At 28.1% G+C, this 23059-nt stretch carries 20 protein-coding genes; all 20 read right to left on the bottom strand.

Features of this window, described 5'->3' with window-relative positions; all coding sequences use genetic code 4:
* Positions 1-71 precede the first annotated feature (71 nt).
* Positions 72-749 carry a beta-phosphoglucomutase gene (gene pgmB / locus SCHIN_RS02640; protein ID WP_166508091.1) on the bottom strand — a complete coding sequence of 226 codons (678 nt, stop codon included), beginning with the start codon at positions 747-749 and terminating at the stop codon, positions 72-74.
* A complete protein-coding gene (locus SCHIN_RS02635) occupies positions 749-3013 on the bottom strand; it encodes a glycoside hydrolase family 65 protein (protein WP_166508090.1) in 2265 nt (754 codons plus the stop codon). The genes pgmB and SCHIN_RS02635 overlap by 1 nt, the downstream gene beginning before the upstream one ends.
* Positions 3014-3120: 107 nt before the next feature.
* Positions 3121-3459: a hypothetical protein gene (locus SCHIN_RS02630; RefSeq protein WP_166508089.1), complete on the bottom strand. Its 339-nt coding sequence runs from the start codon at positions 3457-3459 to the stop codon at positions 3121-3123.
* A gap of 18 nt (positions 3460-3477) precedes the next feature.
* Positions 3478-5157 carry a PTS transporter subunit EIIC gene (locus SCHIN_RS02625; RefSeq protein WP_166508088.1) on the bottom strand — a complete coding sequence of 560 codons (1680 nt, stop codon included), beginning with the start codon at positions 5155-5157 and terminating at the stop codon, positions 3478-3480.
* A 3-nt stretch (positions 5158-5160) separates the two neighbouring features.
* Positions 5161-5625: a Vmc-like lipoprotein signal peptide domain-containing protein gene (locus SCHIN_RS02620; RefSeq protein ID WP_166508087.1), complete on the bottom strand. Its 465-nt coding sequence runs from the start codon at positions 5623-5625 to the stop codon at positions 5161-5163.
* Positions 5626-5796: 171 nt separating this feature from the next.
* The gene (locus SCHIN_RS02615) at positions 5797-6489 is read right to left on the bottom strand and encodes a GntR family transcriptional regulator (RefSeq protein WP_166508086.1); all 693 of its coding nucleotides are present in this window, start codon (positions 6487-6489) and stop codon (positions 5797-5799) included.
* Positions 6490-6601: 112 nt separating this feature from the next.
* Positions 6602-7522, bottom strand: a complete 921-nt coding sequence (locus SCHIN_RS02610; protein ID WP_166508085.1) for an alpha/beta fold hydrolase — start codon at positions 7520-7522, stop codon at positions 6602-6604.
* Positions 7523-7605: 83 nt separating this feature from the next.
* On the bottom strand, positions 7606-7899 hold the full coding sequence (locus tag SCHIN_RS02605; protein WP_166508084.1) for an MMB_0454 family protein: 294 nt from the start codon (positions 7897-7899) through the stop codon (positions 7606-7608).
* 32 nt (positions 7900-7931) lie between these two features.
* On the bottom strand, positions 7932-8492 hold the full coding sequence (gene efp, locus SCHIN_RS02600; RefSeq protein ID WP_166508083.1) for an elongation factor P: 561 nt from the start codon (positions 8490-8492) through the stop codon (positions 7932-7934).
* A gap of 117 nt (positions 8493-8609) precedes the next feature.
* Positions 8610-9755 (bottom strand): DUF4238 domain-containing protein, encoded by a 1146-nt coding sequence (locus SCHIN_RS02595; protein ID WP_166508082.1) that lies wholly within the window; start codon positions 9753-9755, stop codon positions 8610-8612.
* 9 nt (positions 9756-9764) lie between these two features.
* Positions 9765-10721, bottom strand: a complete 957-nt coding sequence (gene fmt / locus SCHIN_RS02590) for a methionyl-tRNA formyltransferase (RefSeq protein WP_166508783.1) — start codon at positions 10719-10721, stop codon at positions 9765-9767.
* Positions 10718-12796, bottom strand: coding sequence for a DUF2779 domain-containing protein (locus SCHIN_RS02585; protein ID WP_166508081.1), 2079 nt, complete (start codon positions 12794-12796; stop codon positions 10718-10720). Before SCHIN_RS02585 ends, fmt begins: the two co-directional genes overlap by 4 nt.
* A gap of 57 nt (positions 12797-12853) precedes the next feature.
* Complete coding sequence (locus tag SCHIN_RS02580) at positions 12854-13480, bottom strand: hypothetical protein (protein WP_166508080.1); 627 nt, start codon at positions 13478-13480, stop codon at positions 12854-12856.
* A 54-nt stretch (positions 13481-13534) separates the two neighbouring features.
* Positions 13535-14659 (bottom strand): tRNA 2-thiouridine(34) synthase MnmA, encoded by a 1125-nt coding sequence (gene mnmA / locus SCHIN_RS02575; protein WP_166508079.1) that lies wholly within the window; start codon positions 14657-14659, stop codon positions 13535-13537.
* A 2-nt stretch (positions 14660-14661) separates the two neighbouring features.
* Complete coding sequence (locus SCHIN_RS02570) at positions 14662-16035, bottom strand: hypothetical protein (RefSeq protein ID WP_166508078.1); 1374 nt, start codon at positions 16033-16035, stop codon at positions 14662-14664.
* 107 nt (positions 16036-16142) lie between these two features.
* Positions 16143-17285 carry a DnaJ C-terminal domain-containing protein gene (locus tag SCHIN_RS02565; RefSeq protein ID WP_166508077.1) on the bottom strand — a complete coding sequence of 381 codons (1143 nt, stop codon included), beginning with the start codon at positions 17283-17285 and terminating at the stop codon, positions 16143-16145.
* A 61-nt stretch (positions 17286-17346) separates the two neighbouring features.
* Entirely contained in the window at positions 17347-19143 is a 1797-nt protein-coding gene (dnaK, locus tag SCHIN_RS02560) for a molecular chaperone DnaK (protein ID WP_166508076.1), read from the bottom strand.
* A 34-nt stretch (positions 19144-19177) separates the two neighbouring features.
* On the bottom strand, positions 19178-19747 hold the full coding sequence (locus SCHIN_RS02555) for a nucleotide exchange factor GrpE (RefSeq protein WP_166508075.1): 570 nt from the start codon (positions 19745-19747) through the stop codon (positions 19178-19180).
* A gap of 2 nt (positions 19748-19749) precedes the next feature.
* Positions 19750-20769, bottom strand: a complete 1020-nt coding sequence (gene hrcA, locus SCHIN_RS02550; protein ID WP_166508074.1) for a heat-inducible transcriptional repressor HrcA — start codon at positions 20767-20769, stop codon at positions 19750-19752.
* 58 nt (positions 20770-20827) lie between these two features.
* Positions 20828-22975 (bottom strand): ATP-dependent Clp protease ATP-binding subunit, encoded by a 2148-nt coding sequence (locus tag SCHIN_RS02545; RefSeq protein ID WP_166508073.1) that lies wholly within the window; start codon positions 22973-22975, stop codon positions 20828-20830.
* Positions 22976-23059 lie beyond the last annotated feature (84 nt).

The raw sequence follows: 23059 nt of genomic DNA, 5'->3' as shown, positions 1-23059 counted from the left end.
ATTATTACTATTATATCTTTTTTTGCTATAAAAATAAAGACCCAAATTTAACAGATAAAAAAAATATAACTTTAAGTTATATTTTTTTCTTTCATAATTCTTTCAATATTTTCCAATGACAATTTAGAAATATTGTCAAATTGAATATCTGCTTGGCTAATTTCTTGTAAATCCCCAACTCCTATTGAAAGCATACCTGCTGAATTAATTGCTTGAACACCAACTTTTGCATCTTCAACCCCTCAACATTCTTGACTGGTTAAATTAAAGTGATCTCTTGCATCCAAGAAAATATCAGGTGCAGGTTTTGAATTTTTGATATTATGAGGGTCTGCAATATAATCGAATAAATCAACTATTTCATTAACCTCTAATAATTGTCTTGCATTTTTACTAATTGAAGCTAAAGCTATTAAAATCCCTTTTTCTTTTAATTGATGAATCATTTCAATAGTTGTTTCAAAAGCTTTTACTTTATTTTTATCAGTTATTAAATTTTTATAGATAGCATTTTTTTTCAAGATGATTTCTTCTCTTTTGTCATCTTCTAAATAATTAATTTCTCCAACCTTTAAAATCAAATCTAAACTTTTATCTCTAGATAATCCTCTAAATCTATTTAGGAATTTTTCATCTAAAATTAAATCAAAATAGTCTTTTGAAACTTGTTTTCAAGCCTCATAATGAAGTTCTGCAGTTTCTGTTATAATTCCGTCACAATCAAATATCACTAATTTAGGATATTGCATTATAATTTAATTTCCAATCTATCTTGCAGATTAAATTCTTGACCTTCAAAAACTATCTTAATATTTGAATCATCTTGTTTTGAAATATATAGAACTTTGTTTTTAACTTCAAAACAAATTTCACTATTTTGATAAATAACATTTACTTTATATTCTTCAATAATTTCATTATATCTTGGAGATAATTCAAGATGTTCTAATTCAATATTGATTCCTAATAATCCATAAATAACAAACATTCTAGCTCCACCCATGTTTGCCATGTGTAGACCTCTATCTGTATTTTTGTGTGTATCATATAGATCTAAATTTATAGAATCTTTAAAGTATTCAAAACCATAATCACCTATTTTTAATCTTGCAGCCATTATTGCATAAATACATTTTGATAAACTACTGTCAGCTGTGTCTGTCGCATCATAAAAATGTCAATTATTTTTCATAGTTTCACTATCATTTTTGTTATAGAAAAATAAGTTTGATAACACAACATCTGCTTGTTTTGTAACTCTTAATGTATTTATTGCTAATGGGTGAAGTTTTCTCAAAAATGGTTTATGTTCTTCTATAAATTCTTTAGTAACTGGTTTTCTTTTTAAGAAATTATCATGTTGAGGATTTAATTTTAAATCTTTATCAAAATTATGATAAATAATTTTTGATAATTTTTCTCATTCTGAAATTTCAAGATCAGAAATATTTAATTGTTTAATTTTTTTATCATACAATGAACTATCTTTCTCTTTTAATAATTTAAGAGTTTCTCCAACTCATTGTAAATTAAATTCTGCAACACTATTAGTTCAATAATCATCATTTACAATAATTTGATATTCATCTGGACCTGTTACAGAATTTATATGTCCTACCCCATTTGAAACTACAATTTTATCTTCTCAAAGTCTTGAAGTTTCGACTAAAATATCTAAACCATAGTTAAATAAAAATTCAAAATCTTTTGTAGCTTTAAAGTAATTCACAATTGCAAAAGCAATATCTCCATTTATATGGTATTGTGCTGTTCCTGCAGGATAGTAAGTACTAGTCTCTTCACCATTAATTGTTCTTCAAGGATAAAGAGCACCTTTAGAATGAGTCATTATTTTTGCTCTTTCTTTGGCTTGTTCTAAAGTGTTGTATCTAAACATTAACATTAATCTTGCTAACTCTGGGTCAAATAAAGTTAAAGCATTTACTATATAAATTTCAGAGTCTCAAAAATAATGACCTGCATATCCTTCTCCACTCAATCCTTTTGCAGCAACGTTTGTTCAAGGAAGTTTTCCTACATGTGTATACAATTGAAACATGTTGAAGTTATTTGGTGCTAAAAGATTTGAGTTTTTATCTCCAAAGTTAGAGTCTGCTTTTCTTCAAAAATCTTTAAAGAACTCACTGTTTCTTTCTAAATAGAATTCAAAATCTTTTTTTGAATATTCAACTAATTTTTCATTAGCAGTTTTTATATTTACTTGTCCAAAATTATTTTCATAGATAACATTTACTTTATCTATTTTTATCTCTTCTTTTAAAAGTTTCTTAGTAAATTCAATTCCTTCTTTGTAATTTGAAAGATCAAAACTTTCTAACCCTTTTATAAATGTACCGTAAACAAAACTTTGTTCTGAACGAAGAGTTTTGTAAACAATTAATTGTTTATTTTCTTCTTTTGATTGTTCAATTAATTCAAAGGGCTCATAATTTTCAATTAAAGCTCTGGGATCATTTGGAACACCTTTATCTACGGAATTCTCTTTAAATATTAAAGGAAATTTTAAAGAAACTTCTCTTTCGGTTTTAAAATTTGTTTTTAAAACTATATCTTGTAAAAATAATTCATAATTTTGTTGGTCTAATAACTTGTTAAATTCTAATTCTAAATATTCTTCACTATTAAAGTTAAAAACATAGTTTCTTTTTAACAAACCACTTGTCATATCCAACTCTAAATTATAATTAGATATTTTTTGTTCATCAAACAAAATTCTTTCACCATCAATATAGATTTCTATATTTTGAGCATTAACAACAGGAACCATTCTTTGGTAAATATCTGGATATCCTGTGTACTTTGCAGCATATTGAATGTCAAAATAATCATAAAATGCATTTATATAAGTTCCCTCAATTGAAAGATTTTGGTCTAACATTCCTTCTTCAAAAGAACCTCTCATACCTAAATAACCATTTGCAATTGAAAGGTTTGACTCCTCAACTTTTCTATCCGTTGATGAGTATTTATCATAATTTATTTTTAAGCTCATTTTTATTTCTCCTTAATATAATTTTAAACGTAATTTTTTTTATAAAAATTTTTGTAAATATAAGTTGTATATACAAAAAACTAATCTCTATGAGATTAGTTTTTTTACTAGAGAGTGTAAAATGCCCTCTTATAAAACATAACCCCTATTAAGCTATAACAAAATACTGGTATGTTTAGAAATAATATTTGGAATATAGACAGAATTTGCAACAACTTTATATTTTGTTCAGTATCTATGTTATCTAAAATTTTCTTTGTAATAATTACATACATTACAAATAAAGCTGTACTAACAATTGATAAAATTATCAACAACCACCAGTATGGAAATTGCTGAGTAGTTCCAGCCAAAACTGTACCAATTATAATACACCCCGACCAAATCCCGCCTAGTGCTCATCCACCTTTTGTTACTTGATCTGATTTATCAACTGCTCTTGCCATATTTACTCTCCTATTTTATTAAATACTTGCTGCACTTTTTTCAACTTTAGTTTTAGCAGCTTTTTTATTTTCTTTTGCTAATTTTTTAGCTTCCAATTTTTTAACATCTTCAGCTGTTGGTATGTAGTCTGGATCAAATTTCTTAAATACAGACATCTTACCAAATATCATTGCCAGAGTAACCGATAATGAAGCATTTAGAACGTTGGCTATTGCAAATCACAAGTAACCTGTTCCCCCTCATGTAGTAACTCCTTCCATTTTTGAATTTACTTGAACACTTAAGATTCCCAATCAACTACCATTACCAATTGCTTGTGCAGAAACCCCTGCCATAACACAAATAAATAGTGATATTGAAGAACCTATTGAACCTGCTATGAATGGGAATAAGTATTTTATATTTACCCCATATAGTGCAGGTTCTGTAACTCCAAGATAGGCTGCAACAACTGCTGATGAACCTACTTCTTTTGCTTTTGGATCTTTTCTATTTAAAATCATTCATCCAAGAACTGCACTTCCTTGTCCGATTGCTTGTGCACAAACAGACATAAATACAAAGTCCCCACCGTATTGAGCTACGTTTTGAATCATAACCGCATTTAATAAGTGATGCATTCCCGTAATTACAAGGCCTGCATGGAATAAACCAATTAATGGTGCAAATATATATTTTGCCACATCATTTGTTAATGCTCATTGGAATGCAAGTCCAATTGCACTACCCATAATATATCCAACTGGACCAATAATGAATAACGCTAAAGTATAACTTGCAAGAACTGTAACTGTTGGTATTAAAATTTGATTAATAACATTTGGACAAACTCTTGTAATTCATAGACAAATATATGAACCAGTTATTCCTACTCCAATTGCTGGAATAACTTGAGATGTATATGCTATTTTTCATGGATATTGCATAAATCCTCAGTCAAATGCAACATCTTTTCCTTGTTTTTCTAGTTGATCTACAATATCTCAAATTCATAGACTTCCAAGTCCATCTGAGTTAAATACTTCATAAACGTTTAACATTGGAGAAATTAATAATGTAAGTCCTACAATAATTCCCAATATTTCGTTTGCACCCATTTTTTTGAATATACTTCAACAAATATGTACTGGTAACCACCAGAAACATGCTTGTGCAGGTATCCACAAGAATGCATTTAATCCATTAATAAATTGTGAGGCTCCAACCATACTTCAACCCAATATTGGGTCTCCATTTGCGTCAAATCCCATAAAATAATTTTCATTGAAATTAGCTTCAAATATATTTCTAATCCCTAAAATAATCCCCCCAGATACCAACACTGGAACAATTGGAATAAATATATCTGACATGTAGTTCAAGAATTTTTTAAATCAATTTTCTTTTTTTAATACTTCTCTTTTAATATCTTGTTTTGAAAGCTGCGATAAACCAAATTTTTTAGCAAATTTAGTGTAAATTTTTGCAACATCAGTTCCATAAACTATTTGAAATTGACCAGATGCTGTAAAAGTACCTTTTACACCATCCATTTTTTTAATTTCAGCCTCATTTAGTTTTTCAGGATCTGCTAAAACTATTCTAAGTCTTGTCAAACAGTGAGTAGAATATTGAATATTTTCTTTTCCACCCAATGCCGCCATTAACTTATCTAAATAAGAATCATCTACTATATCAAGTAATTTTTGTTTTGCCATAAATTAATCTCTATTGATAATTGCAAAACTTGCAATATCACTTTCTACAGTTTCAATAACTGAAAATTTATCTGATTCTTTTCTATTTAGAGTTTTAGAGTAGTTTACTACAATAAACATTCTTTCTCCTGTTTTACCAAAATCCTCATCTTTTCTAGTACTAATTGTTGCGCCCGTTTTATCTTTTAAAGTGATTGAATATTGAGTTTTTTCATATAGATCTGATTCACCAATTTGTTTGGTTTCATCTAAATCTTTAACTTTTACTTCAATTGCATCATAAAGAGCTTTTGCTGTTTTTATGTCATTTAGACTCTCTTTTGTGATGCTTAATAATTTACTTAAATGGCTATCATTTCCATTTTGATAATTTAATTCAACTATAGGTCCGTTGGCACATGCCACCACAACACTAGAGGTGAAAGAAACTACTGAGATGGATGCCATCATTGTTATTAGTTTTTTCATTTCATCATCCTTTCTTATATCTTAATTTAAAACCTTTATTAAATCTATTACAAATGCAATTTTTTTCCAAAAAAAGGATTATTTTTAAAAATAATCCCATAAATATTGAATTTTTTAGTATTTTAGTCAAAAAACCCTAAAAAATCAGTTTTAAAATGTTGTATATACAACTTATCAAGTTTTCATAAACTGTAATTTAAAGTGTTCTAGTCTATATCTTCTCTCAAAAATTTCTACTATATTTTCTTTTTTTGAAACCAATATTCCAAAAACCACTGGAGTTAATTTTTGTTCACTTCCAAACAAATGAATATCAAATTCATTTGCGTTTAATACTTCTACTAAATTAACTTGATTGTCCACTTCAACATCATTTGCATGCATAAAAGATATTAATGATTGTTTTATGAAATCTAGATCTATTTCTTCAAATTCTGATTTTAAAATAAATGAATTTATGTATAAAGAAGCTTCACCTTTTTCATCAAAAAATATCTTTCTATAACCTATATAGTCATCAAGATTTTTATCAATTTGAAAAGCTGTTGATTCTAAAATCTTTCCTAAATAAGAATTATCAATTGTTTCAATAACTTTCTTTGAAAATTTATATTCTTCTCCAATTGCTCTACCCTTCATAGCATTAATATGAGGATTTACATAATAACCACTGCCTTTTTTAACTTTAAGAAAGCCTTTGTTTAAAAGTTTTGTCAATTCAGTTCTAGCAGTTAAGCGAGATACTTTAAATTTAGTTGCCAAGAAATTTTCACTTGGAAGAGCTTTGCTTTTATCAACTTTTTCATCAAAAATAATATTTAATAAATATTCTTCTATGACTTTGTTTGCATAAACCTGTGTCACTTTTTTTCCACCTTTACATTATTTGTTACTCTATATCGTTATTTTGATTTTAACATTTAAGAGTGCAAAAAAATAACCTAAATAAATAGAAAAAAAATACACCTACGTGTATTTAAATGTTATTTTGTACAAAAGTTAATAGATCATTTAAAACTAATCCTTCTGTATTTTCAAATAAAATTTCATGTCTTAATTCTGGATATAATTTCATTTCAACATTCAATTTGTGTTTTTTAAATGCTTTATATGTCTTTTTAACACCTTTTCCAAAAGAACCTACTGGATCATTTTTACCTGAAACTAAAATTATAGGCATTTGTTTATCCATTTTCTTTAAATTCTTTTTCTTTTGGTTAAATTCAATTCCCATAAACATATCCAAAAATGCTGAAGAAGTAAATATTTGTCCGCAAAGTGGGTCGTTAATAAATTTTTGATTGCTTTCTTTATTTTGGCTTAATCACTCTGTTCCTGTTTTTCCTTCTTTTTTAAACTTTTTACCATAAGCTGTGTAACTTAAGTTGTATATAAATTTATCAATATATTTTGGTCCATGTTTTTTAATATGTTTTTTAGCAACACTTTTTCCAACGTTTAATACAATTTGTGGTTGTCAAGCTGTTCCGCTTATAACCGCTCCATCAACTGTTGGTCCATATTTGATTAAATATGTTCTTGCCATAAAACTTCCCATTGAGTGACCAAATAAGATAACTTTCTTATTTGGTCAATTTTGTTTAATAAAATCATTTACAAGTTTTAAATCATCGATAATTAACTCTCAACCATTAGAATCTGCAAAATAACCAAGTTCATTATTTTCTAAATCGGCTGTTTTACCGTGCCCTCTATGGTCGTTTGAAACTACAACTACACCAATTTTGTTAAGTTCTTTTGCAACTTCATCATATCTTTGTGAATGTTCACAACTACCATGAACTAATTGCATTACGCCCTTAACTTCTTTTACATCATCTCAAATGTATAAATGTAATTCTTTTTTATCATTTGCTACAAGTTTTTGTTCTCTCATAATAAAAGTTCCTCCATTTAATAATTTTAGCAAAATTAGACAAATAAAAAACCATTTCTTTTATAGAAATGGTTAATTAAAAATTAAGCTTTAATATAGGCAAATGCTATATTTTTTGGACGAATTAGTAATGTTTTTTCCATAGAATTAATAATAATAGTATTAATCTTTGTTTCATCTACACTTAATTCATCTCTATTTTTTACAAACATTTTAACTAAGATAAATAGAGTATTTTCGTGATGTAAACTAACAACAGCTTCTGTTTTTTCAATTCCTTTTGAATTGTTTTGAACATCAAATTCTATAATCTTATTTAAAATTTTCTCTTCGATTTCAAGATTTCCTCTTGAGTTTCTCTCCATTGAAATATACATATAATTTCCCCAATCTTAATTATTATTTTACACTAGTTTGAAGCTCTACCAGCATATTTTCCATCATTAGTATTGATAATAACTTTTTCTCCTTCTTTAATAAATAAAGGAACAGTTATTTCTAATCCTGTTTCAACTTTGGCTTTTTTCTGAGCACCACTTGTTGTGTCACCTTTTACAGCAGGTTCTGCTTCTACTATTGTTAATTCCATTTTTTCAGGAATTGTAATTCCTAGGATTTCTCCTTCGTATTCAGTCATTTTTACCATTGTTCCATCAGTTAAGAATTTTAATTCTCATTCTAATTTAGAAGATTCAATTTCAACTTGATCATAAGTTTCAGTATCCATTAACATACAGTTATTTCCATCATTGTAAAGATATTGCATATCTTTTTTCTCAATCATAGCTTTATCAACTTTATCTCCACCTGTAAAAGTCATTTCAACTCTTGCACCAGATCTTAAGTTTTTTACTTTAACTGTAACTTTCCCTTGTTGTCTTCCTGATTTTGAAAATGAGTTTTCTAAAACAACAAAAATATTTCCTTCATATAAAAATGTACTTCCCGGTCTTAAATCATTTACTAACATAATGTCTCCTTTTTGTTTGATTTCATATTGATTATATATAATTTTCCTGTTTTTTAATACCCAAAATGAAAAACTCACCATAAATAGTGGGTGAGTTTTTTAAAAATAATAATTACATTAAGTCACATCTTCAATTCTATAGATATTTTCTTCTTTTATTGTTTTAAATGCACTTTTCAAATCTTTTTCATCAACATAAACGACTTCTTTTTGAGCCTGTGATAAAAACATTGCATTTATGAGATCAACTTGTCTATCACTAACCAACAAATGCTTATCAAAAATATATTGATCTTCATTAGAATTTTTGCGAGTATAAGGTGAATTATTTTTATCTTTTGGTATAAAACGATTTTTTGCATCAAAAATTTTGGGTAGTTCAAGGTCTCAAAAAGTTTCCTTTGCAAATACACTTTTATCATTATTGAAAGGAATATCTTTTATTACATACACTATAGCATTTTTGGGATTAATAATTTTAGCCCATAATATCGGAGTTCTTGAAACTTCAGAAATTTTAGTGCCATAAAACTCCACCAATTGTGCATCCGAGTATAAGAAATTTTTATCTAAATCATCACTAATCCTTATAAATACGGTTCTTGCTGTATAAAGGTTGTATATAGAATTTGTTGCTTGTTCAATTTCATTCTTTAAACTTAAACTTTCTTGTAATTCACTATAAGATGTATTACCAAGAAAGAACTCATATGTTTTATGAAAATCTTTAGAAATAAATCCCTTACCTTTTTCATCTAGCATATCCGCTTCTTTTTTCATATAATCGTATACATCAAAACTAAGATACTTAATTCTTTCAATAAAGTTTTTCTTTATTTCTAAATTAGTTAATTTAGAATTTCTTTCATTAAATATTTTTCCACCTTTTTTATTTTCTCTAACTAAAATAGAAGCAAAAGCCCTAGAACTATCTAATAAAGCATTTAATCTTAATAACTTTGTATGCCATCTATTCAAGTGTATTTCGTCTTTTTTTAAAATTTTTTTTATATAAATATCTGCTATCTGACTCTCAATTAGGGATAGTCTGTCTTCTAATAAATTTGTTTCATAATCCTCATCTTCATATAAATTTTTAATTCAAAATTCACCAGCTTTAGAATTGTTTATTTGTATCGTTTTTTCTGTATTTTCTAAAACATAATGTACTTTAACACTTATTCCATCATCAGAAAAACCCCTTAATACAAATCTAGGAATATAATGTTGTTTCTTTGTTTTTTTCTTTTTTTTCTTACTCATAATAATCCCCTAAATAAACTTTAATATTTCTTCTTCATTTGTTTTACTTATATTAAAGGTATTAGCGTGCGACATTTTTTTACCACTACGTTGAAGTTCAACAATTCTTAAAAAACCATCAACAGTTTTTACTAACATTCCCTTTTTATCAACTAAAACAATTTGACCATTTTCAAAATCACTAGAATTAAAATGTGCCAATTGTTCCAAATCAACTAATTCACTTTTTTTGATTTTAATTCTTTCTTCTCCCAATAGAGAAAAGGCTATTGGTTTAGGACTTAAAGCTCTAATAAAGTTGTGAATGTTTTCAGAAGGTAATTGTCAATCAATTTTTTCTTGTTCATTTGGAAGATTATAAGCAAAAGTAACTTTTGTTTCATCTTGTTCTACTCCAACTAATTTGTTTTCAAAAATATCCATTAAATATTTTTGAATCATGTTTTTTCCCAATACACCCATTTTTTCAAATAAACTACCATTATCATCAGTGTTTAAAATTTCTAAACTTTCTTGAGCGTAAACTTCTCCAGCATCCATTTTTTTAATCATTTTCATCAATGAAATTCCAGTTTCTTTTTCACCGTTCATAATAGCATAATGAATTGGACTTCCACCCCTGTATTTTGGAAGTAAAGATGCGTGTACATTTATAGAATTTTTAAATAAATCCAACACTTTTTGAGGAATAAATTGACCAAAAGCACAAGTTATCATAAAGTCAGCTTCTAATGATTTTATCTCTTCAAAAGCTTCACCTACTTTTTGAGGTTGAAGTACTTTATAACCTTTTTCAAGAGCATATTGCTTTACTGGAGGATAAGTAATTTCTTTTTTTCTTCCAACCATACGGTCAGGTTGAGAAATAACCCCCACTATTTCAACTTCTAAACTTTCTAATCCTTTTAAAATTTCTACAGCAATTGGTGGAGTTCCACAAAATATTACTTTATATTTCACAATTAATCACCTTTAAGTTTTCTATTTATTTTAGTTAAATAATCTTTATCAAATTTTTCAACATACTCTACAACTTTTTGCAATACAACAATCATAGCTAAAGTGTCTCTATCACAATATGCAAGCATATCTGATTTTATTAAGTTATCTCATATATTTTTATCAATTGCTTTGTCTATAAACTGTCTAAAAGTTTGACTTGCTTTATCACCTTTATTAATTCTTAAATCTTTATAAGTTAAAGAATTATCTAAAGTTGGTTGTGTAATTTTGATAGAAGCCGAACCTCTAAACTCTGGGTGATAAATTAGTCAATTGTTTTGAGGTTTAGCAAAGAAGTCCATTAAATCAATTGTATTTTGATAAATATATCTTAATGGTGCTTCATATTCTGGGAAAAACTTAATTAAATCTTTTAAAACCATTCTTTCAAATGATTTATTATAAGCTACATAATATCCAGGACCATAAGCAAAACAATCTTTAATAAATTTCTCTATAAATTTTGGTCTTGGGTCTTCAATTTCTTCTCCAATAAAATTAAAGTGTTTCATTGTTTCTTCAGGTCTTTTAAAATCATACTTATCATCTAAAATAACATGAATTGAATATTGGAATGGTACTTGAGTATAACTTTTAGTTCTATTAAAGTTTGGAATAGCTCATTTTGCAGTTTCAAAATCATACATATAAATTGGATATTTATAATAATCTTTTAAAACTTCAATTAACATTGGATATCTATCACTGTCAATTGCTGTTCTTACATCAAATTGTCTGTTTTTATTAATGTAATCTTGACTAGTTTTTATGATTTTTTTAGCAGCTTCATTAAATAAAGGTTTTCCTTTATCATCTACTCACTTTTCTTGATCATCTAAATCTACATCATTCATATAAACTGCACTTTTTTGAAATCATATTTTTGCAGCTTTTGGTTTTGAACGAGGTAAATTGAATAAGTTTAATTCTGTTTTATCAAAATATTGAACCACGTGGTGACAATATTTTGATTCTGGAATAATTGTTAGATCTTTATATTTAAATTTATATTTTCCACAACTTAGTTTTGATAAACAACTTTCATCTCCAAGAGTTGATGAAATATCATATAAAATAGAGTTCATATCATAATCATTTAAAACTTGTAAAAACATATTAAGGTAGTTTTCTTCTGGTTTTGCTTTTTCTTTAACTTTATTTGAAACAATAAATAAACTTGAAAGTTCAATATCATCAGGTTCTCCAGTAGATTCCACTTTAAATTCTTTATCTAAAAATGGTACTTTAATTTCAGTTTCATAATTTATAGTTCTAGGTTCTGGGTCAAATTCAATTTCAACTTCACCCAATCCTCTATAATAATTTGGATTCAAATAACAAAGTTTTATATCATCAACAAAGTAACCAGCATTAGTTAAAACTAAGTATTGGTAAAATAAATCATAAAAATGTTCTTTTTTTGGTTTTGTAACACCTTTAACCTCAATTATTTCAACACGTCTGTTACCTTTGTTTATTAAAATATCACATCTTGTTCTAAGTTTTGAACCAAAACCTACAAATGAAGGTTCGAATAACATTTTATAGTTTTCATCTTGTAGTATTTCTGTTGTTTTTGAAATAGCTTCTTTATATCCAAATTGTTGAAAGTCAAAATATTTATAATTCTTTTTTTCTGCATGATTTGTTTGATATAACTTTTCAATAAAATATTGACGAGCATAATCTCCAACTAAATTTCCATCCACAATAGTTTCTGCACTAACTGGTGTCATTTCAAAACCATCAAATTCCTCAAATTTCTCTAAAATTAATTTTTTTTGTTCTTCTTCATCTTCTGTTAAATTTTCTTTTTCTAATAAAGCACTATATAAAGAAAGTGGATCAAATCCTTTTCCAGTATCGAAGTTTTCTTCATCATCTAATTCAACTTTTGTAAAGAAAGAATATTCTGCTCTTTTATTTAATTCAATAGCTTTTAGAAAGTTTTCTTTACTATGAAAAATTCAAGCTAATTTATTACATTCGGCAAAATACTTTTTAAAATCTTCTTTTGATATATTATTTACAAGTTCCATTACAATTACCTCTTTAACTAAATTTTATATAAAAAAAACATATTTTTACAAAATATGTTATTTGTTTCTTCTTGGAACAAATTTGACAGCTGTCATTTTTACAGCTTCATCAATTCTGTTTGATTTATCTTTTTTGGCTTCAACTTTTTTGGCCTTAATTTCTTTAATTTCTTCTTTTTGTTGAATCTTCAATTCTTTTTCTCTTGAAGATTCTTCCACTTTCATAAGTCTTCTTTCTTCTTTTGAAAGTTTAATTTTTTTCTCAGCTACAGCAATTCGTTTTTTTGTTTCTTCTAAATCTAATTCTTTATTAACTTGTCATGCAGTTGTGTAATTCTTTTTATCAACTCTAGTTGTGATACCTTCAACTTCATAAGCTTTAACTTCTTTAACTTGTGCTGTTTTTGGTTCAATTATTTGTACAACAACATCAAATACATCTCTATATTTGTATTCTGCACCTTTTCTTGCATAAACTTTTTCATAATCTATTGTGATATTTTTTTGGTTTTGAGTTTTTGCTAAAAATAATTTAATTTCATCTCTAACAACCTTTTTACGTTTTGCTTGTTCTTTTTTCTGAGCTTTTTTACTTGTAATTGAAGATACTACTACAAATACTAATAATATTAAAACTACTATTCCAATAACTATATATGTAGTTGACCCACTATTTCCAAACATAGAATCACTCCTTTTATCAACTTGATTTTAACCTATATTTTTAAAATTTACTAATTAACTTATAACTTTATCAATAACTCCCCCACCTAAACAAACTTCATTTAAGTAAAGAACTGCTTCTTGTCCTTCAGTAACTGCTCTAACTTCTTGTAAATAAGTGATCTCTATTTCGTTTTCGCTCAATAACTTTACTCTAACTGGTACATCAGGTTGTCTGTATCTAAATTTTGCACTACATTCAAATTCATTTTCTTTAAAATATTTTGAAATGTTTCCTATAAAATTAAAATCACTTACAATACATTTTTTTGATTTTAAATAACTTTCATCACTAAATTTAGAAACATAAAGTATTTTGTTTTCTATGTCTTTTTTTGCAACATAATAAGGTTCTTTTTGTCCACCTAAATTCAAACCTTTTCTTTGTCCAATTGTGTAGTACATAACTCCAATATGTTCTCCAAGAACTTTGTTGTCTGCTATGTCTATAATTTTTCCAGGTTGGTTTGGAATGTAATTTTGTAAGAATTTAGTAAAATCTCTTTCACCAATAAAACAAATTCCTGTTGAATCTTTTTTTTCAGCTGTAATTAGGTCATATTTTTTTGCAATTTCTCTAATTTCAGATTTTTGAAAATTTTGAAGTGGAAACATTGTTTTTGAAAGCATTTCTTGTGTTAATTGACACAAGAAATAAGTTTGATCTTTATTATTATCAACTCCACGAATCATTTCGTATAAGTTTAAATCATTATTAAATCTAACTCCCGCATAATGTCCCATTGCAATAAAATCACCTTTAAGTTCATTTATTGCATAGTTTAAAAATTTATCAAACTTAATATATTTATTACATAAAATATCGGGATTTGGAGTTCTTCCTTTTTTGTATTCATCTACAAAATATTCAAAAACATAATCTCAATATTCTTTAATAAAATCTACTCTATGTAATTTTATGTTTAATTTTTCTGCAACTTTTTGTGCGTCTATATAATCTAACTCTTGAGGACATACTTCGCTATCAAGTCTATTTCCTAAAATGTCATTATTAAGATTGCTGTCTCAGTTTCTCATAAATAAACCTTCAACTTCATAACCTTGTTCTATTAATAGTGCAGCACAAACTGATGAGTCAACTCCTCCACTCATCCCTACTATTACTTTTTTATTTTTCATGTCTATTTTCCTTTTGAAGTTTTTAACATTCTTCTTTTTTCTTTTTTTGCAAGTTTTGCAAGTTTAGTTACATCCTTAGAACTATTAAATCAACTTTCAAAATCATCAAACTTTGAAGCACTTAAATTAAGTTTTTTAATTTCTTTTGCTCCAACAGCTAATTTATTAACCAACATTGTAGTTTCACCAGAAACTTTATCAAAATATGAACTTTGTTCTTTGATTTTTGTACTTCCAAATTCTAAATCATTAATTACTCTTTCTAGATCATCAGTTTGACCATCTAATGTATAATCATAATTTTCAACAATTGGTGTTGAGTACATACTTTCTTCAAATTTTGAAATTTCACTGTTCTTTTTAATAACAGATTTATTCATTGAATCAAATTCACTACCAAAAGCACTACTTTGCGCTCTATTTGAGCTTGATGAGGGCGAAAGAAAATTAACTCCCTTGTTTTCAGAATAAATACCTTTTAATTCGTGTTTTTCATACTTAGAAGGTGCATAAAATTCCTCTTCAACATCAACCATTTCTGGTGCAAAAAAACTTCTCTCATAAGTTTTAGGCACAATTTCATGTTTTTTATGATTCATTGTTTCCAATTCCTGCAATAAGGCTTTACTTTCCTCTACTGCTATTGAATCAGGTGAAAAAGGTTTAGCTGTTGGAACCAATTTTTGTAATTCATCTGGTTCTTTTGTTCTAAATACCTCGTTTGTAACTGTTGGTTCATCCATAACTTTTAAACGTTCTCTTGGAACAATTGGTTCATTAACTTTTGAACTATTTAAAGGGCTTTCGCGCAATTCATCAGCTCTTTTTTTATAAGCTTCACTATTATAGATTTCCTTATTTAGATAATCTTTTTCTAAAGTTACAGAACTTGTTGGTTTTGTTGGTTTTTGTCCATCACTTGAAGTTAAATTGTAATTTTTAAAGTTATTTTTTAACTTTAAATCAACATTTAACTTATCTAATAACTCTTCTTTACTTGCTTGTTCTTTTCTATAAGACATTTCTCTTAATTTTATAATTTCATCAGGTAATTGACTTTTTCTTCTCTCGATTCTTCTGTCAACTATGTTTATTCCTTCAAAATCATTATTTTCAAGATCTGACTTATCAAAAGCTATTTCATCATTGTTTTTTTGTTTAAAAAAATGGGAGTTTGCATTTTGAACTAATGTAATTTTTGAATTACCAGTTGGTTTAACTGCTATGGTTTTGTCAAATTCTAAAGTATTTGTTAAAGTGGTTGTATCATCATATCAAAGATCTTCAACTGGTTTAAATGATTTTTTACCATCTTTAGACTCAACTTCTTTTCTTCTAGATTTATCTATTTCTAAAATTCTAATTTTGTCTGCCATTAGTCTTTACCCCCATTATTAAATTATACAACATTCTAGGCGATAACAAATAACCTAAATGCCTTAATTTTCATTCTTAAATAAAAAAAGTAAACTTTTAATAAAGTTTACTTTCTAAAATCATTTTCTGGTTTAAAGTCTGTACCTTTTTCGATTAATTCAAATGCCGCTTTTTCAGCATCTGTAATTTTGTCAGGTATTACTATATTAACTTTTAATAACAGATCTCCACGTTTGTGAGCTTTAACCCCACTGTATAGACCGTGGTTTTTTACCACAATGTTATCTCCGTTTTTTAAATGTTTTGGTAATTTAACTGTAATTTGTCCATCTAAAGTGTCAACTTGTATATCATTTTTTAGTAATGCATCTAAATAACTTATATTAAATTGAGCTTTAATATCATATTGATTTACAATTTCAACTTGACCTGTTTTTTTGTAGTAAACATTTGCATATATATGACCACGTTCACCACCATTTTTACTGTGGTTTCCTGCATTTCTTAAAAGAATTTGTTGTTCAGGACTCAATCCTTTTGGAATTGGTAATACAACTTTTTCCTTTTTAGTTTTAAATCCTTCTCCTTTACATTTATGACAAGGATTTGTAATAACTTTTCCTTTTCCTTTACATTTAGGACAAGTTTGTTGAGATTGGAATTTTGCAAATCCAGCATCTTGAAGTACTGTTACAACTCCATGACCTTTACATACGTCACAAGTTACAACATCTTTTGGATCACTTGCTCCTACTCCATCACAACCATCACATTTTGAAACAATATTTAATTCAACTTCTTTATCTACACCATTTAAAAATTCTTCAAGTGTTAAATCAAGATCAATTATAATATCTTTTCCACGTGATGGTCCTGACGATTTAGAACCCCCAAATCCAGAACTTCTTCTTCCTCCAAAAATGTTTGAGAAAATGTCTGAGAAGAAATCTCCTCCTCCACCGCTTCCCATTCCAGAGAAGAAGTCTTCGAATCCGCTAAATCCACCAAATCCTTGACCCATTCCAGAAAGCCCTTCATGACCAAATTGATCATATTGTTTTCTTTTTTGTGCGTCTAAAAGAACTTCTGCAGCTTCTGTTGCTTCTTTAAATTTTTCTTCTGCATCAGGTTCCTTGCTAACGTCTGGGTGATATTTTTTAGCTAATTTACGATACGCTTTCTTTATTTCATCTTCAGTTGCATTTTTATCAACTTCAAGAATTTCGTAATAATCTCTCTTATTAGCCATAAATTCACCTCGCTTTCTATTTAGTCTAGAAAAAACAACTAATTTTTAGTTGTTTTTTAAATTATTTGTTTTCTTCTGAAGATTCTTCTTTGTTTTCTTCAGTTTTTTCTTCTTTTGGTGCATTAGCTTGTGCTGCTGCCATTTCTGAAGCCATTTTCATAGCTTGTTCTAATTCGTTCATTTTTTTCTCTAGTTCATCATATTTTTCACCAGCGATTAATTCACGAATTTCTTTTGCAAGTTCTTCAGTTTGTTTTTTTTGTTCATCAGTAACTTGTGCATTTTCTTCTTTTAATGAATCTTCGATTACATTTAAGTAAGTTTCTGCTTTATTTTTTAATTCAATATTTTTACGTTTTTTGTTATCAGTTTCTGCATTTTCTTCAGCTTCTTTAACCATTCTTTCAATTTCAGCATCGCTTAAGCTTCCTGAGTTTGAAATTGTAATAGTTTTTTCTTCATTTGTTTCTTTATCTTTTGCAGTTACAGATACAATACCGTTTACGTCAATTTTAAATGTAACTTCAATTTGAGGTACTCCTTTTGGAGCTGGTTTAATTCCTGATAATTGGAATTGACCTAGAGACTTGTTATCTGAAGCCATTGGTCTTTCACCTTGTAAAACATTAATATCAACTGCTGGTTGGTTATCTGCAGCTGTTGAAAATACTTGTGATTTTTCTGTAGGAATTGTTGTGTTTCTTGTAATTAATGGTGTCATAACTCCACCCATTGTTTCAATCCCTAAAGTTAGAGGAGTAACGTCAAGTAATAAAACATCAGTTACATCTCCTGCAAGAACTCCTCCTTGAATTGCAGCTCCCATAGCAACAACTTCATCTGGGTTAATAGTTCTGTTTGGTTCTTTACCTAATAATGATTTTACTAAAGTTTGAACTGCAGGAATTCTTGTAGATCCCCCAACCAATAATACTTGGTCAATATCAATTGCTTTTAATTTTGCTTCACTTAAAGCATCTTCAACTGGTTTTCTAGTTCTTTCAACTAAATCTTTAGTCATTTTTTCAAATTCACTTCTAGTTAATTTAGCACTGAAGTTAACTGGTCCATTTTCATTCATTGCGATAAATGGTAAGTTGATTTCAACTTCAACTTGACTTGATAAGTTGATTTTTGCTTTTTCAGCTTCATCTTTAAATCTTTGTAAAGCCATTTTATCTTTTGAAAGATCGATGTTAAATTCTTTTTTAATTTGTTCTCCGATTCAGTCCATGATTTTTTCGTCAAAATCATCTCCTCCAAGTTTGTTATCTCCTGAAGTTGAAAGAACATCATAAGTACCATCAGCAAGTTCTAATATTGAAACGTCAAATGTTCCTCCTCCCAAGTCGTAAACTAATACTTTCATTTCTTTATCTTGTTTGTCAATTCCATAAGCTAATGCTGCAGCTGTTGGTTCGTTAATAATACGTTCAATTTCTAAACCAGCAATTTTACCAGCATCTTTTGTAGCTTTACGTTGAGCATCATTAAAGTATGCAGGAACAGTAACAACAGCTTTTGTAACTTTTGTTCCTAATTTATCTTCTGCATATTTTTTCATATATCTTAAAATTTCTGCAGAAATTTGTTCTGGTGTATAATCTTTACCTTCTAAATTAACTTTGTAAGCATTTCCCATTTCACGTTTAATAGAAATTGCTGTGTTTGGGTTTGTTACTGCTTGTCTTTTTGCAGCTCCCCCAACAATAATATCTCCATTTTTGAATGCAACAACTGATGCAGTTGTTCTTTGTCCTTCTGGATTTTCTAAAACTAAAGGTTGTCCACCTTCCATAATAGCTACAACTGAGTTAGTTGTACCTAAGTCTATTCCTATGATTTTTTCTTTTGCCATAATAAATACCTCTTTCTAATATTTCTAAAATTTATTATTTCGCAACTTTAACAGCTGCATGTTTGATTACTCTATCGTGTAATTTGTAACCATTTGATATAATTGAAACAATTTTTCCTGTTCCAAATTCTTCTGAATCAACTTGCTCAATAGCATTGTGAATTTCTGGATTTAAATCATCACCAATTTTTGTAACGATCATATTTACTCCAGAATTTGCAAGTGCTTGGTCTATTTGGTTAATTATCATTTCAAATCCCATTAAATAATTTTTAATTTCTGGATTTTCTGAACCATTTTTTAATACTCCTCTAAACATATCAATAGCTGGTATTAAATCAGTTGCCAATCTTTCTCCACCATATTTTCTAACTAACATTGATTCGTTTTGGAATCTTTTTACAGTGTTTTGATTATCTGCAACAGCTATCAATCTTGCTTCTTCTAATTTTGAAACCTGATCAACTAGATTTGCAAATTCTAATTCTAATTTTTCTACTGGTTTTAATTCAGAAGTATCATCTTCTTTTCTTGGTTCAACATTTAATTCCTTTTTTACCTCATCGAAGAGATTTAATATTTCTTTATTTCTATCATTGTTCATTTTTATTCTCCTCCGTTAAATTTGTCTTCAATTTTTTGACTTATTCATTCCAATAAATCTGAAACTTTATCATATTGAATCCTTTTAGGACCAACTAACGCTAAAGTTCCCTTTCCCCCACCTTCTGTGGGGAAGTTAGTTCCCACAACTGCAATGTCATCATTTCCAATACCTGTTTCAAATCCAATTGCAACAGCTGCTTTATTGTTACTGTTTGATTGAGATTTGAATCAAGCAAATGGTGATGCAGTTTCCATAAACTCAATAATCTTTTTGATTTTTTCAGGATCATTGAATTCAGGGTTTTGTAATAAATATTTAACACCACTAGTTTTTGCTTGAGGAGAACCAGTATGAAGTAAAGCATTCACAAATGTTTGTAAGACAAACTCGTATTTTTTTACTTGTTGTTTTAATACTGGTACTATTGCTTGAGATTTGAATTCAATTTCTGAAAGTTTTGAATCCTTAAGCCTATCATTGAATAAGTCAATTGAAATTTTTAATTCTTCTAATGTGACTGTATCTAAATTCATTGCTTTGTTTTCTATTTGACCATTTGATAAAACAAATAGAACCACAGCACTTTCACTTGATAATGGAATCAATTCTACTCTTGATAATTTAACCTCTTCATTTGAGTTTTCTCTAGAAACAACCGCTGCCAAATTGGTCATTTCACTTAGAATTCTTGATGTTTCTTCCAAAACTTGATCAATTGTAGATCCCCTTTTTTTAAAGATTTCATCAATTTGTTTTTTTGCCTCTTCCATGTCATTTGACTTCATTAGGTTATCAACATAATATCTATAACCTTTGGTAGAGGGAGCTCTTCCTGAAGAAGTGTGAGCTTTTTCTAGAAATCCTGTTTCTTCTAAAAAAGCTGATTCATTTCTAATTGTTGCAGAAGAAACATCCATAGATATTACTTCTTGAATTCTTTTTGAACCCACAGGAGATGCTGTTTTAATGTATTCTTCAATAATAGCTTGAAGAATCATTTCTTGTCTTTTGCTTAGCATATTTTCCTCCTAAACAATTCATTTTTAGTTTATCAATAGCACTCTAATTAATCAAGTGCTAATTTAATTTATTTGAAGTTGATAATACAAAATTTTTACCATCAACATCTAAAACATAATTTCTTTTTGGTTCGATTTCATTTGCAACAATGCTTCTGGCAATTATAGTTTCAATATTTTTCTCAATATAACGTTTTATAGGTCTTGCTCCAAATTCTCTATCATAACCTTCTTTGACAATTTTATCAATTGTTTGATTTGAGAAGTTTATGATATATTCACCGTTTTCTTCAATTCTTTGTTTTAATTCACCTAATGTTTTTTCAACAACTTCTCTTACAACCTCTTTTGAAAGTGGGTTAAAGATAATTGTGTTATCAATTCTGTTGATAAACTCTGGTCTAAAGAATTTTTTCAATTGATCTTCAATGTATTTTTCATCAATCATTTCAGGTTCAGTTGTCATCAAGTAATCTGCTGCAATATTTGAAGTCATGATAATAATTGTGTTTTTAAAGTCAATTGTTTTTCCTAGTGAATCTGTAATTCTTCCATCATCTAGAATTTGTAACAATACGTTAAATACATCTGGGTGAGCTTTTTCAACTTCATCAAATAGAACTATTGAGTAAGGCGCTCTTCTTACAGCTTCTGTAAGTCTTCCACCTTCTTCATAACCAACATATCCTGGAGGAGAACCTATCAATTTAGATACTGATTGTTTTTCCATAAATTCACTCATATCTAATCTGATCATTTTTTTCTCACTATTGAATAAAGTTTTTGCTAAACTTCTTGCAACTTCAGTTTTACCAACCCCAGTTGGTCCTAAGAACAAGAAACTTCCAATTGGTTTTGAAGGATCTTTAATTCCACTTCTGCTTCTTAAAATAGCATCACTAACTGCACTTATGGCATTATTTTGACCTTTAACCATTTTTTTCAAGCTAGTTGGAAGACCTAATAGTTTTTGTTTTTCTGATTCCATTAGGTTTTCAACTGGAATTCCAGTTCATCTTCCAATAATTGAAGCAATTTCTTTTTCAGTTACTTCTTCTGACATTAATTTATTTTCATCTTTTTTCTCTTGTTGTTCTAATTGTTTTTCAATTACTGGTAATAATGAATATTGAATTTCTCCAGCTCTTTCATATTTACCTTCTGATTGAGCTTGGTCAAGTTCAGTTTTTAATTGGTCCATTGTTGAACGTAATTGATTTATTTTTTCATGATCTTTTTTCTCTGCTTCTCATTTTTCATTGAATTCTCTTTGTTTTTCTTTTAAATTAAATAATTCTTTTTCGTTTGCTTGGAATCTTTCTTGAGATTTTTCATCAGTTTCTTTTGATAAAGCAGCTCTTTCAATTTCAAGTTGCATAACTTTTCTATTAATTTGATACAGTTCAGTTGGAACTGAAGCAAGTTCTGTTTTAATAGTTGCACTTGCTTCATCAACTAAATCAATTGCTTTATCAGGTAAGAATCTATCTGCTATGTATCGATCACTCAGCTCAGCTGCAGCCACTAATGCGTTATCATGAATTCTAACTCCATGATAAGTTTCAAACTTATCTTTCAACCCTCTTAAAATTGATATTGTTTCATCAACTGTAGGTTCTGAAACATAAACTTTTTGAAATCTTCTTTCTAAAGCTGCATCTTTTTCAATATATTCTCTATATTCTTTTAAAGTTGTAGCACCAATAGCTTTTAATCCCCCTCTAGCAAGAGCTGGTTTTAATAGGTTAGAAACGTCCATTCCTCCCCCGTTACCAGTTTTTCCTGCTCCAACAATTAGATGTAATTCATCAATAAATAGAATTACTTCTCCATTTTCTTTTTGAATAGCATTTACTATTCCTTTAATTCTAGCTTCATAATCTCCTAAAAAGCTTGCTCCAGCCATTACGCTTCCCATGTCTAATTCTAAAATTCTTTTGTTTTTTAGAACACTTGGAACATCTCCTTTGTTGATTCTTTGAGCTAATCCTTCTGCGATAGCTGTTTTACCTACCCCAGGTTCCCCGATTAATACTGGGTTGTTTTTTGTTTTTCTACTTAAAATCCTTATAACTCTCATAATTTCATCATCTCTACCAATGATTGGGTCTATTTTACCTTCTTTGGCATCTTGAGTTAAATCTCTTGTGTATTTTGAAAGTATTTCTGGATCGTTTAGTGGATCTGGTTTTTGTGTAAAGTCCATAATATATTCCTCCTGATTAGCACTCTATACTCTTAATTGCTAATCTTTAATATAATACAACTTGTTTTAGCAATGTCAAGTGGT

This window comes from Spiroplasma chinense (assembly GCF_008086545.1).
GTDB lineage: Bacteria > Bacillota_I > Bacilli_A > Mycoplasmatales > Mycoplasmataceae > Spiroplasma_A > Spiroplasma_A chinense.
This window is presented reverse-complemented; position numbering and strand designations above follow the sequence as displayed.